At 67.4% G+C, this 18,190-nt stretch carries 19 protein-coding genes; 4 read left to right on the top strand and 15 right to left on the bottom strand.

From position 1 onward, the window contains the following. Position 1: 1 nt before the first annotated feature. Entirely contained in the window at positions 2-664 is a 663-nt protein-coding gene (locus AC1MEQ_RS14205) for a histidine phosphatase family protein (protein WP_479791616.1), read from the bottom strand. Between the two features lie 45 nt (positions 665-709). On the opposite strand from AC1MEQ_RS14205, the gene AC1MEQ_RS14200 reads away from it, so the two are divergent. Further along, positions 710-1,633 (top strand): hypothetical protein, encoded by a 924-nt coding sequence (locus AC1MEQ_RS14200; RefSeq protein WP_479791615.1) that lies wholly within the window; start codon positions 710-712, stop codon positions 1,631-1,633. A 24-nt stretch (positions 1,634-1,657) separates the two neighbouring features. Here AC1MEQ_RS14200 and AC1MEQ_RS14195 read toward each other — a convergent pair whose 3' ends face one another. Together AC1MEQ_RS14195 and AC1MEQ_RS14190 are read right to left on the bottom strand one after the other, a co-directional pair. Then, complete coding sequence (locus tag AC1MEQ_RS14195) at positions 1,658-2,308, bottom strand: redox-sensing transcriptional repressor Rex (RefSeq protein WP_479791614.1); 651 nt, start codon at positions 2,306-2,308, stop codon at positions 1,658-1,660. Continuing rightward, entirely contained in the window at positions 2,305-2,559 is a 255-nt protein-coding gene (locus AC1MEQ_RS14190; RefSeq protein WP_479791613.1) for a glutaredoxin family protein, read from the bottom strand. The genes AC1MEQ_RS14195 and AC1MEQ_RS14190 overlap by 4 nt, the downstream gene beginning before the upstream one ends. Before the next feature lie 168 nt (positions 2,560-2,727). Here AC1MEQ_RS14190 and AC1MEQ_RS14185 point away from each other — a divergent pair, with 168 nt between their 5' ends. Further along, positions 2,728-3,546 carry an HAD family hydrolase gene (locus AC1MEQ_RS14185; protein ID WP_479791612.1) on the top strand — a complete coding sequence of 273 codons (819 nt, stop codon included), beginning with the start codon at positions 2,728-2,730 and terminating at the stop codon, positions 3,544-3,546. 111 nt (positions 3,547-3,657) lie between these two features. Here AC1MEQ_RS14185 and AC1MEQ_RS14180 read toward each other — a convergent pair whose 3' ends face one another. The 7 genes from AC1MEQ_RS14180 to AC1MEQ_RS14150 all read right to left on the bottom strand — a co-directional run bounded on the left by AC1MEQ_RS14180 (position 3,658) and on the right by AC1MEQ_RS14150 (position 9,613). Beyond that, a complete protein-coding gene (locus AC1MEQ_RS14180; RefSeq protein WP_003792170.1) occupies positions 3,658-3,756 on the bottom strand; it encodes a 30S ribosomal protein bS22 in 99 nt (32 codons plus the stop codon). Between the two features lie 127 nt (positions 3,757-3,883). After that, positions 3,884-4,096: a helix-turn-helix domain-containing protein gene (locus AC1MEQ_RS14175; RefSeq protein ID WP_417220006.1), complete on the bottom strand. Its 213-nt coding sequence runs from the start codon at positions 4,094-4,096 to the stop codon at positions 3,884-3,886. A 137-nt stretch (positions 4,097-4,233) separates the two neighbouring features. Beyond that, entirely contained in the window at positions 4,234-5,319 is a 1,086-nt protein-coding gene (locus AC1MEQ_RS14170) for a 3-deoxy-7-phosphoheptulonate synthase (protein ID WP_479791611.1), read from the bottom strand. Between the two features lie 298 nt (positions 5,320-5,617). Continuing rightward, positions 5,618-6,166, bottom strand: a complete 549-nt coding sequence (locus AC1MEQ_RS14165; protein ID WP_479791610.1) for a flavin reductase family protein — start codon at positions 6,164-6,166, stop codon at positions 5,618-5,620. 85 nt (positions 6,167-6,251) lie between these two features. Further along, the gene (gene gdhA, locus AC1MEQ_RS14160) at positions 6,252-7,592 is read right to left on the bottom strand and encodes an NADP-specific glutamate dehydrogenase (RefSeq protein WP_479791609.1); all 1,341 of its coding nucleotides are present in this window, start codon (positions 7,590-7,592) and stop codon (positions 6,252-6,254) included. A 156-nt stretch (positions 7,593-7,748) separates the two neighbouring features. Continuing rightward, positions 7,749-8,360: an ArsR/SmtB family transcription factor gene (locus AC1MEQ_RS14155; RefSeq protein ID WP_479791608.1), complete on the bottom strand. Its 612-nt coding sequence runs from the start codon at positions 8,358-8,360 to the stop codon at positions 7,749-7,751. 56 nt (positions 8,361-8,416) lie between these two features. Continuing rightward, a complete protein-coding gene (locus AC1MEQ_RS14150; protein ID WP_479796141.1) occupies positions 8,417-9,613 on the bottom strand; it encodes an acetoin utilization protein AcuC in 1,197 nt (398 codons plus the stop codon). A gap of 176 nt (positions 9,614-9,789) precedes the next feature. On the opposite strand from AC1MEQ_RS14150, the gene AC1MEQ_RS14145 reads away from it, so the two are divergent. Continuing rightward, positions 9,790-11,184 (top strand): TrkH family potassium uptake protein, encoded by a 1,395-nt coding sequence (locus AC1MEQ_RS14145; protein ID WP_479796140.1) that lies wholly within the window; start codon positions 9,790-9,792, stop codon positions 11,182-11,184. Continuing rightward, entirely contained in the window at positions 11,177-11,848 is a 672-nt protein-coding gene (locus AC1MEQ_RS14140; protein WP_479791607.1) for a potassium channel family protein, read from the top strand. Before AC1MEQ_RS14145 ends, AC1MEQ_RS14140 begins: the two co-directional genes overlap by 8 nt. Positions 11,849-11,886: 38 nt before the next feature. Here AC1MEQ_RS14140 and proC read toward each other — a convergent pair whose 3' ends face one another. The 5 genes from proC to AC1MEQ_RS14115 form a co-directional block, all read right to left on the bottom strand. Then, a complete protein-coding gene (gene proC, locus AC1MEQ_RS14135; protein WP_479791606.1) occupies positions 11,887-12,756 on the bottom strand; it encodes a pyrroline-5-carboxylate reductase in 870 nt (289 codons plus the stop codon). A 33-nt stretch (positions 12,757-12,789) separates the two neighbouring features. Further along, a complete protein-coding gene (locus AC1MEQ_RS14130; RefSeq protein WP_479791605.1) occupies positions 12,790-13,617 on the bottom strand; it encodes a sugar phosphate isomerase/epimerase family protein in 828 nt (275 codons plus the stop codon). 17 nt (positions 13,618-13,634) lie between these two features. After that, positions 13,635-14,654 carry a Ppx/GppA family phosphatase gene (locus AC1MEQ_RS14125; RefSeq protein ID WP_479791604.1) on the bottom strand — a complete coding sequence of 340 codons (1,020 nt, stop codon included), beginning with the start codon at positions 14,652-14,654 and terminating at the stop codon, positions 13,635-13,637. Between the two features lie 17 nt (positions 14,655-14,671). Continuing rightward, positions 14,672-17,410, bottom strand: coding sequence for a type I DNA topoisomerase (topA, locus tag AC1MEQ_RS14120; protein ID WP_479791603.1), 2,739 nt, complete (start codon positions 17,408-17,410; stop codon positions 14,672-14,674). A gap of 130 nt (positions 17,411-17,540) precedes the next feature. Further along, positions 17,541-18,182, bottom strand: coding sequence for an ArsR/SmtB family transcription factor (locus AC1MEQ_RS14115; RefSeq protein ID WP_479791602.1), 642 nt, complete (start codon positions 18,180-18,182; stop codon positions 17,541-17,543). Positions 18,183-18,190 lie beyond the last annotated feature (8 nt).

Genomic DNA, 18,190 nt, shown 5'->3' with positions numbered 1-18,190 from the left:
GCTAGGCTCCGGGGATGTTTGCCGCGTTGGCCAAAAGGTCAGCGCAGGGTTCGGTGTAACGAACGGCGACGAGCCGTTCCCCCTCAAAATCCAGGCTGGTGATCGACGCAAGCGTGCATTGACGCCGTCGGGGATCATGCCACAGGTGCTTGTTTTCGGCGGCCAGGCGCGTGACCCAAATGGGCAGCTGGTGGCTGACCAGCACGGCTTGGGCACCGGGGCCGCCGAGTGACACGGCCCGGTCGCGGTGGTCCTTCACCGCGGCCATCATGCGGTCGACCTGGGCCCGGTAGGGCTCCCCCCAGGACGGCCGCAATGGATTGACGAGGTACGGCCAATGGCGCGGCTGGGCCAGATGGCCCTTCACGCCGGACAGCCCCTCGAAGTGGTTTTCTGCCTCGATGATCCGCTCATCGGTCGATATCTCCAGGCCCAGGGACTCTGACGTCGGACGTGCGGTTTCCTGGGCCCTGATCAGTGGAGACGCCGCCAGATGCACGATCTTGGCACCGGCTTCGCGCTGGGCGCTGAAATAGCCGGCAGCCCGCTCGGCCATGATGCGGCCGAGTTCCGACAAATGGAATTCGGGAAGTCTGCCGTAGAGCACCTTGTCCGGGTTGTGGACCTCTCCATGGCGGAGCAGGTGGACGGTGGCAGCAGGCATGCGTCCAGTCTCTCAAACCTTTGCGTCCACGCCTAAAGCCCGGCGGTGATCCCGCTCACCGACACGTCGCGGGCGGGCGGATTCAACCTACAGGATGATGCCCCCGCCGGGCATGGGCACATTAGTGTTGGAGACAAGCAGACCGCACGCCAGACCATCGGAGGACAGATCATGAGCACCCCCCATCCGCGGGATCCCGACCAGGACCCCCGTCCCGAGCAGGGAGGCGGAACCCCGCCGGTTCCGGAGCCGCCAAAATTCGGCCAGCGGATTCCCGAAGGGGAATCGCCGCCCTATGGCCAGGCCGCACCGGGGCAACCGCCCGCATACGGTCAGTATGGCCAACCGGGCGACGCGCGCGCACAGGGCTATGGGCAGCCCGGCCAACCGAATCTGCCGCCGCCGGGCCAGGCATACCCGAATCAGCAGTACTACGGCTATCCCCAGCAGCCCCCGGGCGGGCAACCGGGCTCCGACCTTGCTCCCGGGGCACGGCCCGCACGGCCGCCTCAGGTCAATGCGGCCTTCTGGTTGATCATGGCGGCCGGGCTGGTCACCCTCATCCAGGGGCTGATCCTGCTCTTCGTGCCGAACTCCGTCATACTGGATGCCATCAACCAGGCGATGACCACCCAGGACCCCGCCATGGACCAGGAGCTTCGGGACGCAGGCCTCGACATGGCTTCGATCATCGGCCCGATGAAGATCGCTGTCTTGTTCATCATGGTGATCGGCGCGGGTATCTATGCCTTGATCGCCACCTTCATCCGCAAGGGCAGCAACGGAGCACGTATCACCGGAACGGTGCTGGCGGTCATTTCCCTCGTGGGTCTGCTGTCCCAGTTCGACTTGCTGGCTTTCCTGGCCATCGGGTTGGGGATTGCCGGCATCGTCTGCTCCTGGCTTCGGCCTTCTTCGGAGTACATCGGCGCGGTGGCCCTGCACAAGCATGGCGGCTTCCGGAAGTAGTCCGGAAAGTTCGGCCGGGGCGGTTCAGGTGCCGTCCCGGTCGGCACCGAACGCGGCGTGGTAGGCAAGGATCTGGAGCTCCCGGGCCATGTCCACCTTCCGCACGCGGATCCCCTCGGGGACCTGCAATACCACCGGGGCGAAACTGAGGATGTTGGTGATGCCGGCGGAAACCACCCGTGCGCAGAGTCCCTGGGCGGCACCCCCCGGAACTGCGAGGACGGCCATGTTGATGCCCAGCCCGCCGACGGCCTCGGCGAGTTCGTCCACGTGGCGGACGGTGAGCCCGCCGAGTTGGCGTCCTACCGCCGATTCGGCGATGTCGAAGATGGCCACGACGCTGAATCCCCCGTCTTGGAAGCCGGAGTAGCCGGCCAGTGCCCGTCCGAGGTTGCCGGCACCGAGGATGGCCACGCGCCACTCCCGCTCGAGGCCGAGCGTCGTGGATATGCGCGCGGCGAGCACCTCCACACGGTAGCCAACGCCACGCGTACCGAAGGTGCCCACGAGAGACAGGTCTTTTCGCAGGATGGCCGGATTCACCCCTGCCGCCGCGGAAAGTACCTCCGATGAGACGGTCGCCCGTCCGGCTTCACGTAGGGCCTCCAGGGCGCGCAGGTACAGCGTCATGCGGCCCAGCGTCGCTTCCGGGAGGAGCTTTCCCCCCGGTTTCATGCGCCGATCAGCTTTGCGAGTCGGAGCGGATCGATGACCCAGAAGTCGCGCTGCACTCCATCGACCAGGAGCACCGGGACCTCCTCGCCGAAGCGCCGCACCAATTCCGGATCGTCGTCGATGAGCACCTCATCCCATCCCACCCCATGCCGCAGGGTCACGGATTCGACGGTCTGGCGAGCCGCGGCGCAGAGATGGCAGCCAGACTTGGTCAACAGCCGCACTCTCGGTTCCCGTTCCGAAGATTCCATGATCCAAACCTACCGCCCTGCACCGCCCCGGCCCCACACATGACCGCCTGTTGGCACGACCCCTCTGCGACGGATTCGTTCGCCGGATGGCGGCCGAATGCAGGGTTCCGCCGGACCGGACTCCGGCCAGCGGTCCCGGGAAAAATGGCTTGTGGATAGACTGGGCGGATGCCAGAGCAGCCCCAGTCAGCCGCCGCGATAGATACGCAGCGTCCGGTGGGCCAGGCCGGCGCATTCTTCGACGTCGACAACACGATGATGCGCGGGGCCAGCCTGTTTGCTGTCGCCCGCAAGATGTATAGCCGGGGTGCGTTCAGCCTGCGCCATGCCCTGTGGATCGGCGCCCAGCAGGCCAGCTTCCTGTTGCGTGGGGAGAACCTCGCTTCGGTCCACCGTGTCAGGGACCAGGCGCTGGCGCTGGCCGCGGGCATCCTGGTCGACGACATGTCGGCACTGGGCGGCGAGATCTACGACGAGTTTATCGCCAGCCGCATCTGGCCCGGCACCCGGGCGCTGGCGCAGGCCCATCTCGATGCCGATCGTCCGGTCTGGCTGGTCACCGCGACTCCGCTGGAGGTCGCCGATGTGATCGCCGCGAAACTCGGCCTGACGGGCGCGTTGGGGACGGTGGTCGACCAGCACGAGGGTGTCTACACCGGCCGACTCGTGGGCGAGATCCTGCATGGTCCGGCCAAGGCAGCAGCCGTATCGGAGCTGGCGGCCAGTGACGGGCTGGACCTGTCCGCCAGCTGGGCCTACAGCGACTCCTACAATGACGTGCCCTTGCTGACAGTGGTTGGCCATCCCGTGGCGATCAACCCGGATGCCCGGCTGCGCCGTCACGCCCTGGCCCACCACTGGCCGGTCTACGATTTCCGGCGCGGCCGACGCGCGGCGACCATCGGCCTGCGGGCCGCTACCTATTCGGGCGCGGTGTATGGACTCTGGCGGGGCCTGATGATGATGAAGCGACGTTTCCGCGGCTGATGCCTGCCCTGTGCACCGGGGTGGACGGTCCGGGACATGACGATGGCGGGGCCACCCGAGGGTGGACCCGCCATCGTTCGCCTTCGCGCAGGAACTTGTCCCGCTGCGTGGCTACTTCTTGTTGCGACGCTGGTGACGCGTCTTGCGAAGCAGTTTGCGGTGCTTCTTCTTGGCCATCCGCTTGCGGCGCTTCTTGATAACTGAGCCCATTTGGTTCCTCACAGACTGGTGATTGATTACTGCTGACGGCCACGCGGGGAGCAGGCAGCAACCATCGCGGACGTTAAATGTTCCTTAACAGGTTACCTTGCCCGAGGGGCCGGCGCAGACCACGCTCTCACGCGGTCTCCGATGCCCCGTCAACGCGGGCGGTGTTCAGGTAGGCCTCGACGGCCGTTTCCGGCACACGATAGGAGCGGCCGAAACGCACGGCTGGAAGGTCGCCAGCGTGCACCAAACGGTACACGGTCATTTTCGAGACGCGCATCATCTCGGCGACCTCGGCCACCGTCATGAAGCGCGCGTTCGAAAAGTTCTTAGCGTCGGCCATCGGCATTTTCTCCTGAACTGGCTGAAAGGAACACCCCCAGCGAGGCATCGCCCGGATCAATCCGCGCGCACTACCATCTAGGAACCCACCTTAGTGGCTGGTGGGAAGATTGTGAAACTCTTGGCAACCGTTTCCCGTCATCTTGCCGCCATGCGGGATCTGACGGCTGCGGCCAGTGTGTCGAGCGCCGTCTCGGTGGCTTCCCATCCCATGCACGCGTCGGTGACAGATTGCCCGTACGTCAGCGGTGCCCCCGGGATGATCTTCTGGGCACCGGGCACCAGGAAACTCTCGGCCATGATTCCGGCCAGCTGGTCTTGCCCGGCGGCGATGCTGGCGGCCAGCTCCTCGAGCACGATGGACTGGCGTTCGTGGGACTTCCCGGAATTGGCATGGCTGGCATCGACGACGAGGTGGGGGTTCACCCCGGCTGCGGACGCCGCACTGGCGGCAGCCTCGATGTCGGCATCCGAGTAGTTCGGTCCTGAAGCCCCTCCGCGCAGCACCAGGTGAACATCCGGATTGCCGTCGGTACGGACCATGCTGGCGCGTCCTTGGGGATCCATTCCCAGGAACGCCTGCCCGGCGGAGGCCGCCGCGCAGGCGTCGAGGGCGACCTGCAGTCCGCCGTCGGTGCCGTTCTTGAACCCGACGGGCATCGACAGGCCGGACACCAGCTGCCGGTGGATTTGGCTTTCCGCGGTCCGGGCGCCGATGGCACCCCAGGACACCAGATCGCCCAGGTACTGCGGGGTGACCGGTTCGAGGAACTCTGTGGCGGTGGGCAGGCCCAGTGCGGTCACGTCGAGCAGGAAGCGCCGGGCCATGCGCAGTCCGGTGTCCATGTCGTGGCTGCCGTCGAGCCCGGGGTCGTTGACCAGGCCCTTCCAGCCCACCGTGGTCCGTGGCTTTTCGAAGTAGGTGCGCATCACCACCAGCAGTTCCCCCCGGTGGCGGGCGGCGACGCGTGCCAGGGCGCGGGCGTATTCCAGCCCTGCCTCCGGATCGTGGATGGAGCAGGGGCCGACGATGAGCAGCAGTCGTTCGTCCAACCCGGCGAGGACGGCGCGGACCTCCTCGCGCGCCCGGGCGACGGCATACTGGGCATCCGGGCCGGCGGGCAGTTCCATGTTCAATTCCGCGGGGGTGGCGAGCGGGGCGTAGGCGACGATGTGTTCATCGGTGTTCGGGGCTGTCGCGGTTTCGTGGCCGGTGGTGGTCATCGGGGGCCTTTCGGTGGTGGCGTCGTGCCCTTCCACTGCGGCCCCGGGTTACCTACCGGGGTGTGACCACACCGTCCAGGGCCGCCGTTTCAATGGCAAAGGGCCGGGAACTGGTGTTCCGGCCCTGTCGGCTCTGGAGGTGGGCATGCGCAATCAGCGTGTCGCGGGCTCCTCCAGAGCCGACGCAAAATACGCATACCAACGGGTCGTCATCGCTTCAGCCTAGCGCGGCCGCATCCGTGGCAGTGTGCCCGGCCGCGAATATGACGCGGTGCGACCACTCTGCCGCAGGCTCCTCCTAGCGCAGGTGGCGGTACTCGCGGGAGAAGTGCACGAGCGGGTCATTCGCAGCCTGGGTGTCATCACCGCCGCCCATGGACAGCACCTCGCCGGCCACGACCAGGTGCGTGGCCACCCGGTGTACCGCCGTCGTGCGCAGTTCGAACCAGGAGATCGCCCCCTCGATGACGGCTGCCCCGGACACCGGGGAACGCCGGAAGGGGATCTGGTTGAGCAGTCCGTAGACGGGGTTCCCGGGGCTGGCGAGCCAGTTCGCGGTACCCTCGTGCTCCCCCGAGAGCAGCGAGAGGGTCCACGCCCCGGCAGCCTCGACCGCCTCGGCGATGCGGCCGTCGGCATAGAGGCTCACGAGCATCGTCGGGGGATCGTAGGAGACGTCGAGGAACCCGGTCACCGTCGCGGCGACGTCCCGGCCGTGCTGGCGTGCGGCGACCACCGCGGTGCCCGAGGCGATGTCCCCGGCCAGCGTACGGTAGGCGTCGATATCGCCCTGGTCCACCGCAGCGGGTTCGATCCGGTGTCCCGATAGCGGTTCTGGATTCTCCATGCCACTACTCTGGCAGACATCGAGGGACCAGCCCGCCTGGCGGGATGGTCCCTCGATGGTGGTTGCCGACTGCGGCAGGTGCCGGCTAGATGACGCCGAGGGCGAGCATGGCGTCGGCGACCTTGGTGAACGCGGCGATGTTGGCGCCGGCAACGTAGTTGCCGGGCTTGCCGTAGGCGTCGGCGGTGGTCGCGCAGGTGGTGTGGATGCCGACCATGATCTCCTCGAGGCGGCGTTCGGTGTGCCCGAAGCTCCACGAATCGCGGCTGGCATTCTGCTGCATCTCCAGGGCGGAGGTGGCCACGCCCCCGGCGTTGGCTGCCTTGCCCGGGCCGAACAGGACGCCGGCATCCTGGAAGATCTGCGTGGCGTCGGCGGTGCACGGCATGTTCGCGCCTTCGGCGACGGCCACGATCCCGTATTCCACCAGCCGCTTGGCGGCGGTGGCGTCCAGCTCGTTCTGCGTGGCACTGGGCAGGGCGACGGTGGCATCGACATCCCACACGCTGCCGCCCTCTACGTAGTCGACCTTGGAGCCGCGGCGGTCGGCGTAGTCGCTGATGCGGCCGCGCTCAACCTCCTTGATCTCGCGCAGCAGCTCTACGTCGATGCCGGCCTCGTCGACGATGTAGCCGCCGGAATCGGAGGCAGCCACGACCTTGGCGCCCAGCGTCTGGGCCTTGGCGATCGCGTTGATGGCCACATTGCCCGAACCGGAGACGACGACACGCTGGCCATCGAAGCTCGCCCCCCGGGTCTTCAGCATTTCCTGGGCGAAGAGCACTGCACCGTAGCCGGTGGCCTCCGGGCGCAGCAGCGAGCCGCCCCAGCCCATGCCCTTGCCGGTGAGGACACCGGATTCGTAGCGGTTGGTGATGCGCTTGTACTGGCCGAAGAGGTAGCCGATCTCCCGGCCGCCGACACCGATGTCACCGGCGGGGACGTCGGTGTACTCGCCAATGTGCCGGTACAACTCGGTCATGAACGACTGGCAGAAGCGCATGACCTCGCCGTCGGACCTGCCCCGGGGGTCGAAGTCGGATCCGCCCTTGCCGCCGCCGATGGGCATGCCGGTCAGCGCGTTCTTGAAGACCTGCTCGAAGCCCAGGAACTTCACGATGCCCAGGTACACGGACGGGTGGAAGCGCAATCCGCCCTTGTACGGGCCGAGCGCGGAGTTGAACTCGACGCGGAAGCCGCGGTTGATCTGCACCTTGCCGGCGTCGTCGACCCACGGGACACGGAAGATGATCTGGCGCTCCGGTTCGCACATGCGCTGCAGGATGGCCGCGTCGGCGTATTCGGGGTGCTTGTCGATGACGGCGTTGAGGCTCTCGAAGACCTCGGTCACGGCCTGGTGGAATTCGGATTCCCCCTGGTTGCGGTGGAAAACGTCCTCGCGGATATCGAGCAGATGCTGATCCAAGCGGTACTCCTTTGAACTTGAGATGGGCGCGACGGCACCCATGGGGTGAGCGTCGGCGCTCCGGTAAGTACCATGGCACGCCGGTGGCCGACGGTCACAACCGGCCGTAAAAATACCGGGAGCCGCCCGTAACGTGGATCAGGCCATTCCGTGGACCTAGCGGCGGCGGCCGAACTTGGGTTTCTGCAGCCGTTCCAGCAGGTCCTGGGCACGTCCGGTCACCTGTTCGACGGTGCGTCCGACGGTCCGGCCGAGCTGTTGTGGGGCGTTTGTGCTTCCCGGAACGGCGGGGTTTTCCCGGCCGTCCGCCCCGGAGACGGTGATCGCGGCCGTCTCCTGCTGCGCCTGCTGCGTGGCGCGGTACGACGCCGCTGCCTCCAGGGCGCGGGCGGTCGCATCCGTCGCGGCCGACGGGGCAGGGGACGCCGATCCCTGGGTGTTGCCCATCGGCGGTGGCGTGTTGTATCCTCCGCGCCCGGCTTCCGCTGCGACGGGGTCCACGGCGGCGTGTGGCGGGAATCCGGCGAGCCATGTCGCCGCCGGGTACAGGGCCCCGGGTTCGACGGCATAGATCCGCCGTTGCCCGTCGGCCCGCATCCGCAGGACGCCTGCCTCGCGCAGGACCTTCAGGTGCTTGGAGACGGTCGGTTGGGATACCTCGAGGGCCTGCACGAGGTCGCCCACCGAGTTCTCGCCTTCCCGTAGCTCGTCGAGGATCCGGCGCCGCGTGGGATCGGCCAGGACGGAGAAGACATCGTCGGAAGTCATTTCATCACCCTATCCGCATATATCGCCCAGGGCATCGCGACCACGCGGTGGTCCGCTCAGTCGAACCAGGGGTCCAGCCCGTAGACAGGGAAGATCTCCTTGCGGGTGGCCATGATCGTGCGGTCGATGGCATCTGCCGGGTCGTACCCGACTTCCCAGGAGCGCCACCACAGGTCCACCTCGTCGTTCATCAGCTGCGGCCCCCGTACCCCGTAGCGGTCCAGGACATATTCCAACCAGGCTGCGGGCACCTCGGTGCGCAAGGGGACCGGTTGCCCGCCGGCAATGGCCACCAGATGGCTCCAGGTGCGCGGGACGACGTCGGTGAGGTTGTATCCGCCACCGCCGGTGGCGATCCAGCGGCCCTGGCAATGGCGCTGGGCCAGGTCGGCGATGTCCAGCGCGTTCTGGCGCTGCCCGTCCACGCTCAGGCGCAGGTTGCTCAAATCGTCGCCGCGATGTCCGTCGCAACCGTGTTGGCTGACGATGGCCTCCGGGCCGAAGGCGGCCACCAGTTGGGGGACCACGGCGTGGAAGGCCCGCAGCCAGCCGGCGTCGGTGGTTCCGGCCGGCAAGGCTACGTTGACCGCGCTGCCCAGGGCGTCCCGTCCCCCGGCCTCGTTGGCGAATCCGGTGCCCGGGAACAACGACATGCCCGATTCGTGCAGCGATATGGTCAGCACCCGCGGGTCATCCCAGAAGATCGCCTGGGTACCGTCGCCATGGTGGGCGTCCACGTCGATGTAGACCACCCGCCGGGTGCCGCCGTCGAGCAACCGCTGGATGGCCAGGGCGGCGTCATTGTAGATGCAGAACCCGCTGGCCCGGCCCCGAGCGGCATGGTGCATGCCGCCGGCGAAGTTGACCACGTGGAGGGCGCGTTCGGCCAGGATCGCGTCCGCCGCTTGGATGGATCCCCCGGCCAAGCGGGCGCTGGCGACGTGGATGTCAGGGAAGACGGGGTCGTCCTCGGTGCCCAGGCCCCGTTGCTCGTTCACCTCGCCGGGGTGTTCGCCCGCGTACCGGACGGCGGCAATATAGTCCCGGTCATGGACGGCAGCCAACTCGTCGTCGCTGGCGACCCGGGGCGGGAGCAGTGAGATGTTCCGGCGCTCCAGGATCCCCAGCCCCTCGATCATCCGCATGGTCAAGTCCAGCCGCGAGGGATGCATGGGGTGGCTGTCACTGAAGCGGTAGGACATCAGGTCCTCGCTCCAGAGGACCTCGGTGGGTGGTGACGGCGGTGTACTCATGCTCACCGGCTCAGGTTACGCGATCCGGCGGCCGGAGCTGTGATCGGCGTCGCTTCGGCGATTGCTTCAAGGCGCAGGCGACGCCGGGTGCTTTACTGTGGACAGTGCCGGGAAACGCCCGGAATCTACCGTTCCCGGAGCCGCCGCAGACCATGTCGTCCCCACCGCAACCCACGATGCTGACGTGGGCGAACGCCGTGCCGCGTTTCCTCCAGGGGTCCCGCGACTTCGTGGATGCCGTCGCCGCGACGTCGCCGGCGCGTCTGGCCATCGGTGTCTTCGCGCTGGTCATCGCCTTGTTCACGACGATCCTGTCGTTGCCGGCCGCCTCCGCCAGCGGGGAATTCACCCCCTTGCACGATGCCCTGTTCACCGCCACGTCGGCTGTCTGCGTCACGGGTTTGACGGTGGTATCCACCGCGACGCACTGGACGCTGTTCGGCCAGGTGATCATCCTCCTGGGCGTCTTCATGGGTGGTTTGGGGATCCTGACGCTGGCCTCGGTGCTCTCACTGGCCGTCAGCAAGCGGTTGGGCGTGCGCGGCAAGCTGCGCGCCCAGGAAGCCATGAACATCCAGAACGTCGGGCGCCTCGGCGAGGTCGGCACCCTGCTGCGCATCGTCATCACCACGTCGGTGACGATCGAGGCCCTGCTCGCCCTGGCGCTGGCCCCACGGTTCCTCATCCTCGGCGAACCACTGGGCCGGGCCATCTGGCACGGGATCTTCTACGCCGTCTCGGCCTTCAACAGCGCCGGCTTCACCCCGCACTCCGACGGCCTGGTCCCCTACGAGACCGACCTGTGGGTGCTGGTCCCGTTGATGGTCGGCGCGATCATCGGCTCGCTGGGCTTCCCGGTGCTGATGGTCCTCATCGTCTACCGCGGCAGCTACCGCAAATGGAACCTGCACACGAAGCTGACGATCGTCGTCTCGGGCGCCCTGCTCGTCCTCGGCGGCTTCGGCTGGGGGGCGATGGAGTGGAACAACCGCGCGACCATCGGCGGCATGGACGTGTGGGACAAGCTCATCCATTCGTTCTTCGCCTCCGTGATGACGCGGTCGACGGGGTTCAACCTCGTCGACCAGAACCAGCTGGAAGCCCCGACCATGCTGCTCACCGATGCGCTCATGTTCGCCGGTGGCGGTTCCGCGTCGACCGCGGGCGGCATCAAGGTCACCACCATTGCAGTCATGTTCCTGGCCATCGTCGCCGAGGCCCGCGGTGATTCGGATATCAGGGCCTTTGGGCGGCGCATCCCGGAAAGCACCATGCGGGTGGCGATTTCCGTCGTCGTGCTCGGCGCGACCCTGGTCAGTGTCGCCACAGGCCTGCTGCTGGCCATCAGCGGCGAGTCCATGGACCGCGTGCTCTTCGACTCGATTTCGGCCTTCGCCACCGTGGGGTTGAGCACCGGGCTGGCCGCCGAACTACCCCCGGAGGGCAAGTACGTGCTCTCGGCCCTCATGTTCGCCGGCCGCGTGGGCACGATTACACTGGCGACGGCGTTGAGCCTGCGCCAGCGCAACCAGCTCTACCACTACCCCGAGGAAAGGCCGATCATTGGCTGAGAACAAGTCGGATCACAATGCCCCCGTCCTGGTCATCGGACTCGGCCGCTTCGGTGCCGCGGTGGCGGAGCAGCTGGTGCGCCAGGGCCGCGAGGTCCTGGCGATCGAGCGCAACCAGGAACTGGTGCAGAAGTGGGCAGGCACCCTGACCCACGTGGTGGAGGCCGACGCCACGAACGTGGACGCCCTGCGCCAGCTTGGCGCCCAGGACTTCACCTCGGCGGTCGTCGGCGTGGGCACGTCGATCGAGTCCTCCGTGCTGATCACCGTCAACCTGGTGGACCTCGGCGTGGAGCATCTCTGGGTGAAGGCGATCACGCCCTCGCACGGAAAAATCCTCTCGCGGATCGGCGCCAACCATGTGGTCTACCCGGAGGCGGATGCGGGAGTACGCGCCGCCCACCTGGTGGGCGGTCGCATGCTGGACTTCATCGAGTTCGACGACGGGTTCGCCATCGTGAAGATGTACCCGCCGAAGGAGACCCAGGGATTCACGCTGGGCGAATCCCAGGTCAGGTCCAAGTACGGCGTGACGATCGTGGGCGTGAAGTCACCGGGCGAGGATTTCACCTATGCCCAGCCCGACACCAAGGTCACCCGGCGCGACGTGCTGATCGTGTCCGGGCACGTCGACCTGCTTGAACGGTTCGCCGCCCGCCCGTAAACCTCCCGAGGCGGCGCGCTGCCACCGCAAGGGGCCGGTCAGCCGGCCAGTTCCCGCGTGATCTCCGCTGCCCGCTCCGCGGCGGCCCGGGCGCCGGCGGCGATGCCCGCGGGGATGCCGGCCGCGTCAAAGCCCTCCAGCGCGGCCTGGGTGGTTCCGTTCGGGCTCGTGACGGCCGTGCGAAGGGCCGAGGGATCCGCCTCCGGGTCATCAAGCATGGCGCCGGCGCCGGCCACCGTGGCCCGGGCCAGGTCCCGGGCGAGTTCGGCATCGAGCCCCAGCTGCTCCCCTGCGTGCGCCATCGCCTCGGCCAGGTAAAACGCATAGGCCGGCCCCGAGCCGCTCACCGCCGAGACGGCGTCGAGCTGGTCCTCGGAGACCACCCGGACCAGGCCCGCCCCGGCGAAGAGCCCCACGACGGCGGCGACGTCGGCCTCGCTCGCGGCGGTTCCACCGGCCAGCGCGACGACCCCCTTGCCGACGGTCAGGGGCGTGTTCGGCATCGAGCGCACGACGGGTTGACCGGCGGTCAGCGCGGCCTCGATCATCGACGTGGTCACGGCGGCGGCGACGCTGACGACGATGGTGTCCGGGGACAGGGAAGCGGCGATTTCCCGGCAGGCATCCTGGATGCCGACCGGCTTGACGCCGAGGAAAACGACGTCGGCACCCGCGACGGCCCGGGTGTTCGCGGCGGGATCATCGTGGGTGGCGACCGCCTGGACACCGGTGTCATCGGCCAGCTTCGCGGCCTTCTCCGTCCCGCGGACGGTGGCGGTGATGTTCCCGGCGTCGAATCCACCGGCAAGTATCCCGCGCAGGATCGCCCCGTTCATGTTGCCGGTGCCGATGAAGGCCAGTCGCTGGACGGTACGGGGGCTCGTCCGTGGTGTGCTCGTGGAAGACATGGTCCCATTTTCGCACGCCGGGTGCCCGTCCGCTTAGGAGGCGTGCGTTGCCGAGTCGGCGGGGGCGTCGGCCGTGACGGGTGCCAGGTGCTGGCGGGCGAAGCGCAGCGTTTCGGCCAGCCATTCCTCGCCTTCGCCGGCTCCCTTTGCCTTCCTCGTCGAGACCTCCACAACGACGTGGCCGTCCCACGCGCTGTCGCGCAGGTACTCCATGGAGGAGACGACCGGCTGGGTGCCCCGGCCGGGGACGAGGTGCTCGTCCTTTCCGTTGTCCAGGCCGTCGCACAGGTGCACGTGGCTGAGACGATCGCCCAGTTCCTTCACCGCTTGGTACGAATCCACGTTGGCGATCGCCGCGTGGGAAAAATCCCACGTCACGAACTCGTAGGGCTGGGGGACGGGATCCCAATGCGGCAGGTACATCTTCGTCTCGCGGCCGCGGGCCCTCCACGGATACATGTTCTCGACGGCGATGCGCACCCCATAGTCGTCCATGATGCGGGCGACACCGTCGGCAAATCCCGTGGCGTAGCTGCCCTGCCAGCGGAACGGCGGGTGGACCACGACGACGTCGCACCCCACCTCCCTGGCCATCGCCGCTGACTTCTCGATCTTCGACCACGCACCACCCCACACCTGCTGGGTCAACAACAGGGTCGGCGCGTGGATCGCCAGGATCGGCTGGTCATAGCGGGAGCTGAGCTCGTTGAGCTTGCGGGGATCCTGCGAAAGGTGGTTGCCGGTGACCAGCACCTCGACGCCGTCGTACCCGATGTCCCGTGAGACGGCAAAGGCATCGTGGACGTTCAGCGGGAACACCGACGCACTGGACAACCCGACCTGGATCGAATCCTTCGACATTGCCTAGTCCCCTCTTCTCATTCGATGGCGCCCGTGGCGGGCAACCCCGGCAACTGACCCAGTTCGACCTGGCCCACTCCCACGCTACTCCCCAGAGGTAACGGGCCGTCAAAGATCAGGTGATCAAAACGGCGCAGGACGAGTCCCTCGCGCAGGGCCCACGGGCAGATGCGCACGGATTTGATGCCCAGCAGGTTCATCGCCGTGGCCGCGACGATGGCGCCGGCGAGCATCTGTTGGGCACGGATCTCCGAGACCCCCGGCAGCTCGCTGCGTTCCCGTGCGGTCATGGCCTCCAGCCGACGGCCCCACAACTTCAGGTCCTCCAGCCGCAGCACGCGCTTGACGTGGATGCCCTCGTCGCTCGGTGCCGCACCCGTGATGCGGGCCAGCGACCTGAAGGTCTTGGACGTGGCGGTGACCAGGGTCGGTCGCGGACGGGCGGCGATCACCGCGGCCGGCTCGGCCAGGGTGTCCTTCACATAGGCCTTCAGCGCCTTCACGTCCGCGGTACGGGGCGGGTCGCCCGGCAGCCAGTCACGCGTCAGCCGGCCGGCACCCAGCGGCACGGAGAGCGCCAGTTCGGGGAATTCGTCCGTCCCGTAGGCCATTTCGAACGATCCACCACCGATGTCCAGGTCCAGGATGCGCTCCGAACTCCAGCCGAACCAGCGGCGCACCGCGTAATAGGTCATGCCCGCTTCCTGCTCGCCGGAGAGCTCGGTCAACCGGATCCCGGTTTCCCGCACGACGCGCTCGATCACCTCGGGGCCGTTGCTGGCGTTGCGGATCGCCGAGGTGCAGAACGCCAGCAGGTCCTCTGCCCGGTGGCTGATGGCGAAGCGCGAGGCCTCGTGGACGAAGTCGAGGAGTTCACGCTGTCCCTCGTCGGTGATCGCCCCCGTCTCGTCGAGGTAGGCCACCAGCGACAGCGGCCGCTTGTGCGAGGCGAACGCCGTCGGCCGGGCACCCGGGTAGGCATCGATGAGCAGCAGGTGCACCGTGTTAGAGCCGATGTCGAGGACGCCCAGTCGCATCGTGGCCTCCGCCCGCGCTACTTCTTCTTGGCGGCGGGCCGCTTGGCGGGGGCCTTGCGGGCACCGCGCTTCACCGGGCCCTTGGCGCGCTTCTCGGCAAGCAACTCGACGGCGCGCTCACGCGTGAGTTCCTCGATGCTGGTTCCCCGCGGGACCGTGATGTTGGTGACGCCGTCGGTGATGTATTCACCGAAGCGCCCCTCCTTGACCACGATCGGCTTTTCGGAGACCGGATCCGGCCCGAACTCCGCCAACGGCGGCGTCGCGGCCCGGCCGCCGCGCTGCTTGGGCTGCGAGTAGATCTCCAGCGCCTGCTCCAGCGTGATGGTGAAGATCTCCTCCTCGCTGCCGATCGAGCGCGAGTCGGTCCCCTTCTTCAGGTACGGGCCGAAGCGGCCGTTCTGCACGGTGATCTCCACGCCCTCGGCGTCGGCGCCGAGAACCCGCGGCAGCGAGATGAGCTTGAGCGCATCCTCGAGGGTGACGGACTCCAGCGACATCGACGTGAACAGCGAACCGGTCCGCGGTTTGACCTTGACGGGCTTCTTCGGCGGCTTGGGCTTGCCGTTCTTGTAGTACTCGACCGGCAAGGCGGCGAGTTCCTCCGCGGTGGGTTCGACCACCACCTCGGTCACGTAGGGCCCGTAGCGGCCGTCCTTGGCGACTATTTCGCGTCCGGATTCCGGGTCGGTCCCCAGGGCGCGCTCGGAGGGCCCGGAGTTCTCCATCAGCTCGAGGGCCTTCTCGGCGGTGAGTTCGTCGGGGGCGAGGTCCTCGGGGACGTTGGCCCGTTCGGGCTCGGTGCCCTCGGGGGCGTCGGCCGGCAGCGGCCGTTCCAGGTACGGGCCGAACTTGCCCACGCGCAGCACGATTCCCGGGGCGATGTCGATCGAGTTGATCGCCCGGGCGTCGATGTCGCCGAGGTTCTCCACGATGCCCTGCAGGCCCGTTCCCTCGGTGGCACCGAAGTAGAAGTCCTTCAGCCACGCCGAGCGTGCCACGTGTCCCTTGGCGATCTCGTCCAGGTCGTCCTCGAGCCGGGCGGTGAAGCCGTAGTCGACGTACTTCGCGAAGTGCTCCTCCAGCAGGCGGATCACCGAGAAGGCGATCCAGCTCGGGACCAGTGCCCCGCCGCGCTTGGTGACGTAGCCGCGGTCCATGATGGTGGAGATCGTCGGGGCGAAGGTCGAGGGGCGCCCGATCTCGCGGTCCTCGAGCTCGGCGATGATCGACGCCTCGGTGTAGCGCGGAGGCGGGGAGGTCTCGTGCCCGCTGGCGGTGATGTCGGTGCCGTTGAGGGCATCCCCGGAGGCCAGCTGCGGAAGCCGGCGCTCGGCGTCGTTCTCCGCTTCCTCCTGCGCGGAGATGTCCTTGCCCTCCTCGTAGGCGGCCATGAACCCGCGGAAGGTGATGACGGTACCGGAGGCCGAGAACTCGGCACGCCGTCCGTCGGTGGCCTCGCCGGCGAGGCGGACGGAGGCGGTCGAGCCCTTGGCATCGGCCATCTGGGAGGCGACGGTGCGCTTCCAGATCAGCTCGTAGAGCCGGAACTCGTCGCCGCCGAGCTGGGACTTCACGTCGCGCGGACGCCGGAAGGCATCGCCGGCGGGGCGGATGGCTTCGTGGGCTTCCTGCGCACTGTCGGACTTCGACTTGTACACGCGCGGTTTCCCGGGCACGGAATCCTGCCCGTAGAGCTCCGCCGCCTGCTTCCGGGCCGCGTTGACTGCCTCGTTGGAGAGGAAGACCGAGTCGGTACGCATATAGGTGATGTAGCCGTTTTCATAGAGGCGCTGCGCGACCTGCATGGTCGACTTGGAGGACCAGCGCAGCTTGCGGGAGGCCTCCTGCTGCAGCGTCGAGGTCGTGAACGGCGCCGCGGGACGGCGGGTGTAGGGCTTCGTGTCGACACTGGTGACGGCGAAGGCGCTGTCCTGCAGGCCGGTGGCCAGGGAGGTGGCGGCCGTCTCGTCGAGATGCACGACGGCGGTGCCCGACTTGGGGGTCTTCAGGGCACCGAGGTCATCGAAGTCGCGGCCGGAGGCGATGCGGCCGCCATCGACGGCCACGAGCTTGGCGCGGAAGGACTCCCCCGCGCCAGTGGCGAATTCGCCGGCCAGGTCCCAATAGGAAGCCGAGCGGAACGCCATGCGTTCGCGTTCGCGCTCGACGACCAGTCGCGTGGCGACGGACTGCACACGGCCGGCGGACAGGCCGCGGGCAACCTTGCGCCACAGCACCGGTGAAATCTCGTACCCGTAGAGCCGGTCCAGCACACGCCGGGTTTCCTGGGCGTCAACGAGATCGGTGTCGAGTTCACGGATGTTCTCCATGGCCCGGGCGATGCCCTCTTTGGTGATCTCGGTGAAGGCCAGCCGGTAGACCGGGACCTTCGGCTTGAGGACCTGCAGCAGGTGCCATGCGATGGCCTCGCCCTCGCGGTCCGCATCGGTGGCCAGATAGAGTTCGTCTGCATCCTTGAGCTCGGCCTTGAGCTCGGCAACCTTCTTCTTCTTATCCGGATAGACCACGTAGTACGGCTCGAAGTCGTTTTCCAGATCAACGGCGAACTTCCCCACCGGGGACTTCTTCAGTTCCGCCGGCAGCTCCGAGGGCTGCGGAAGATCCCGGATATGACCGACGGATGCGTCCACGACGAAGCCATCGCCCAGGTATTTGGCGATGGACTTGCTCTTGGCCGGTGACTCGACGATCACGAGTTTCTTGCCGGTTTTTTCCTTGGCCTTGGCGGGCACAACACTCCTATTTGCAGCTGACGGCACGCCAAACGGGGCGCGCCTGCTCATTCTTGCACTAGGTTAGCTGGTCCGGGGCCACCCACCGCAAGCCGCGCGACCCGGTGTGGCCAATGCCGCGTTCGGCGGATCAGCTTGAGGAGCCGCGTTTTTCGGGTAGGAACGAGAGCATGTAGTAGATGCGTTCGCCCTCAACTCCGCGCTCTTCCGGTTCGGCCATCGCCTCGTATTCATCGACCAGGGCATAGACGCGTTTGGCGAACTCATCCTGTAGTTCCTTGCGCAGGAACACCATGCCCGTGGTCAGGACGGGCGCCCGGCCCGGTGCCGGCTCGATTCCCGCCTTGCGCTCGGTGTCACGGCGGTTGATCTCTGCGGTCAAGCGCTCGCGGAAGGCATTGAGTTGGACGTTGAGGAAGGCGTTCTTCGCTGCGATGGAATCGGTCAGGGAACCGACCACGAGCTGGTCGCCCGCCGCCTTCCACCGGCGCTCACGGCCATCACCCTCGCTGGCGGCGCGCTCGACGTAGCCGTATTTCTCCAACGCACGCAGGTGGTAGCTCATCGCGCTCGGGGTGAGGTTGCACCGTGAGGCAAGCTCGGTGGCCGTGCGGGTGGTCTGGGAGGCGAAAAGTTCCTCCAGGACCTCCAGTCGCGCCTCATGGGCCAGGGCCCGGATGGCTTGTGGATCGCTGATGACCACCGGGTTGTCCGTATGTCGTCGGATGCTCGCGTCGTCGGGCGGGCGTCCCACGGATGTGTTCTGCGTCATGTGGAAAA

It is taken from the genome of Arthrobacter sp. ASL1 (genome assembly GCF_056680475.1).
Note: the sequence above shows the minus strand (reverse complement) of the source record. Positions and strands in the feature narration are given on the sequence as shown.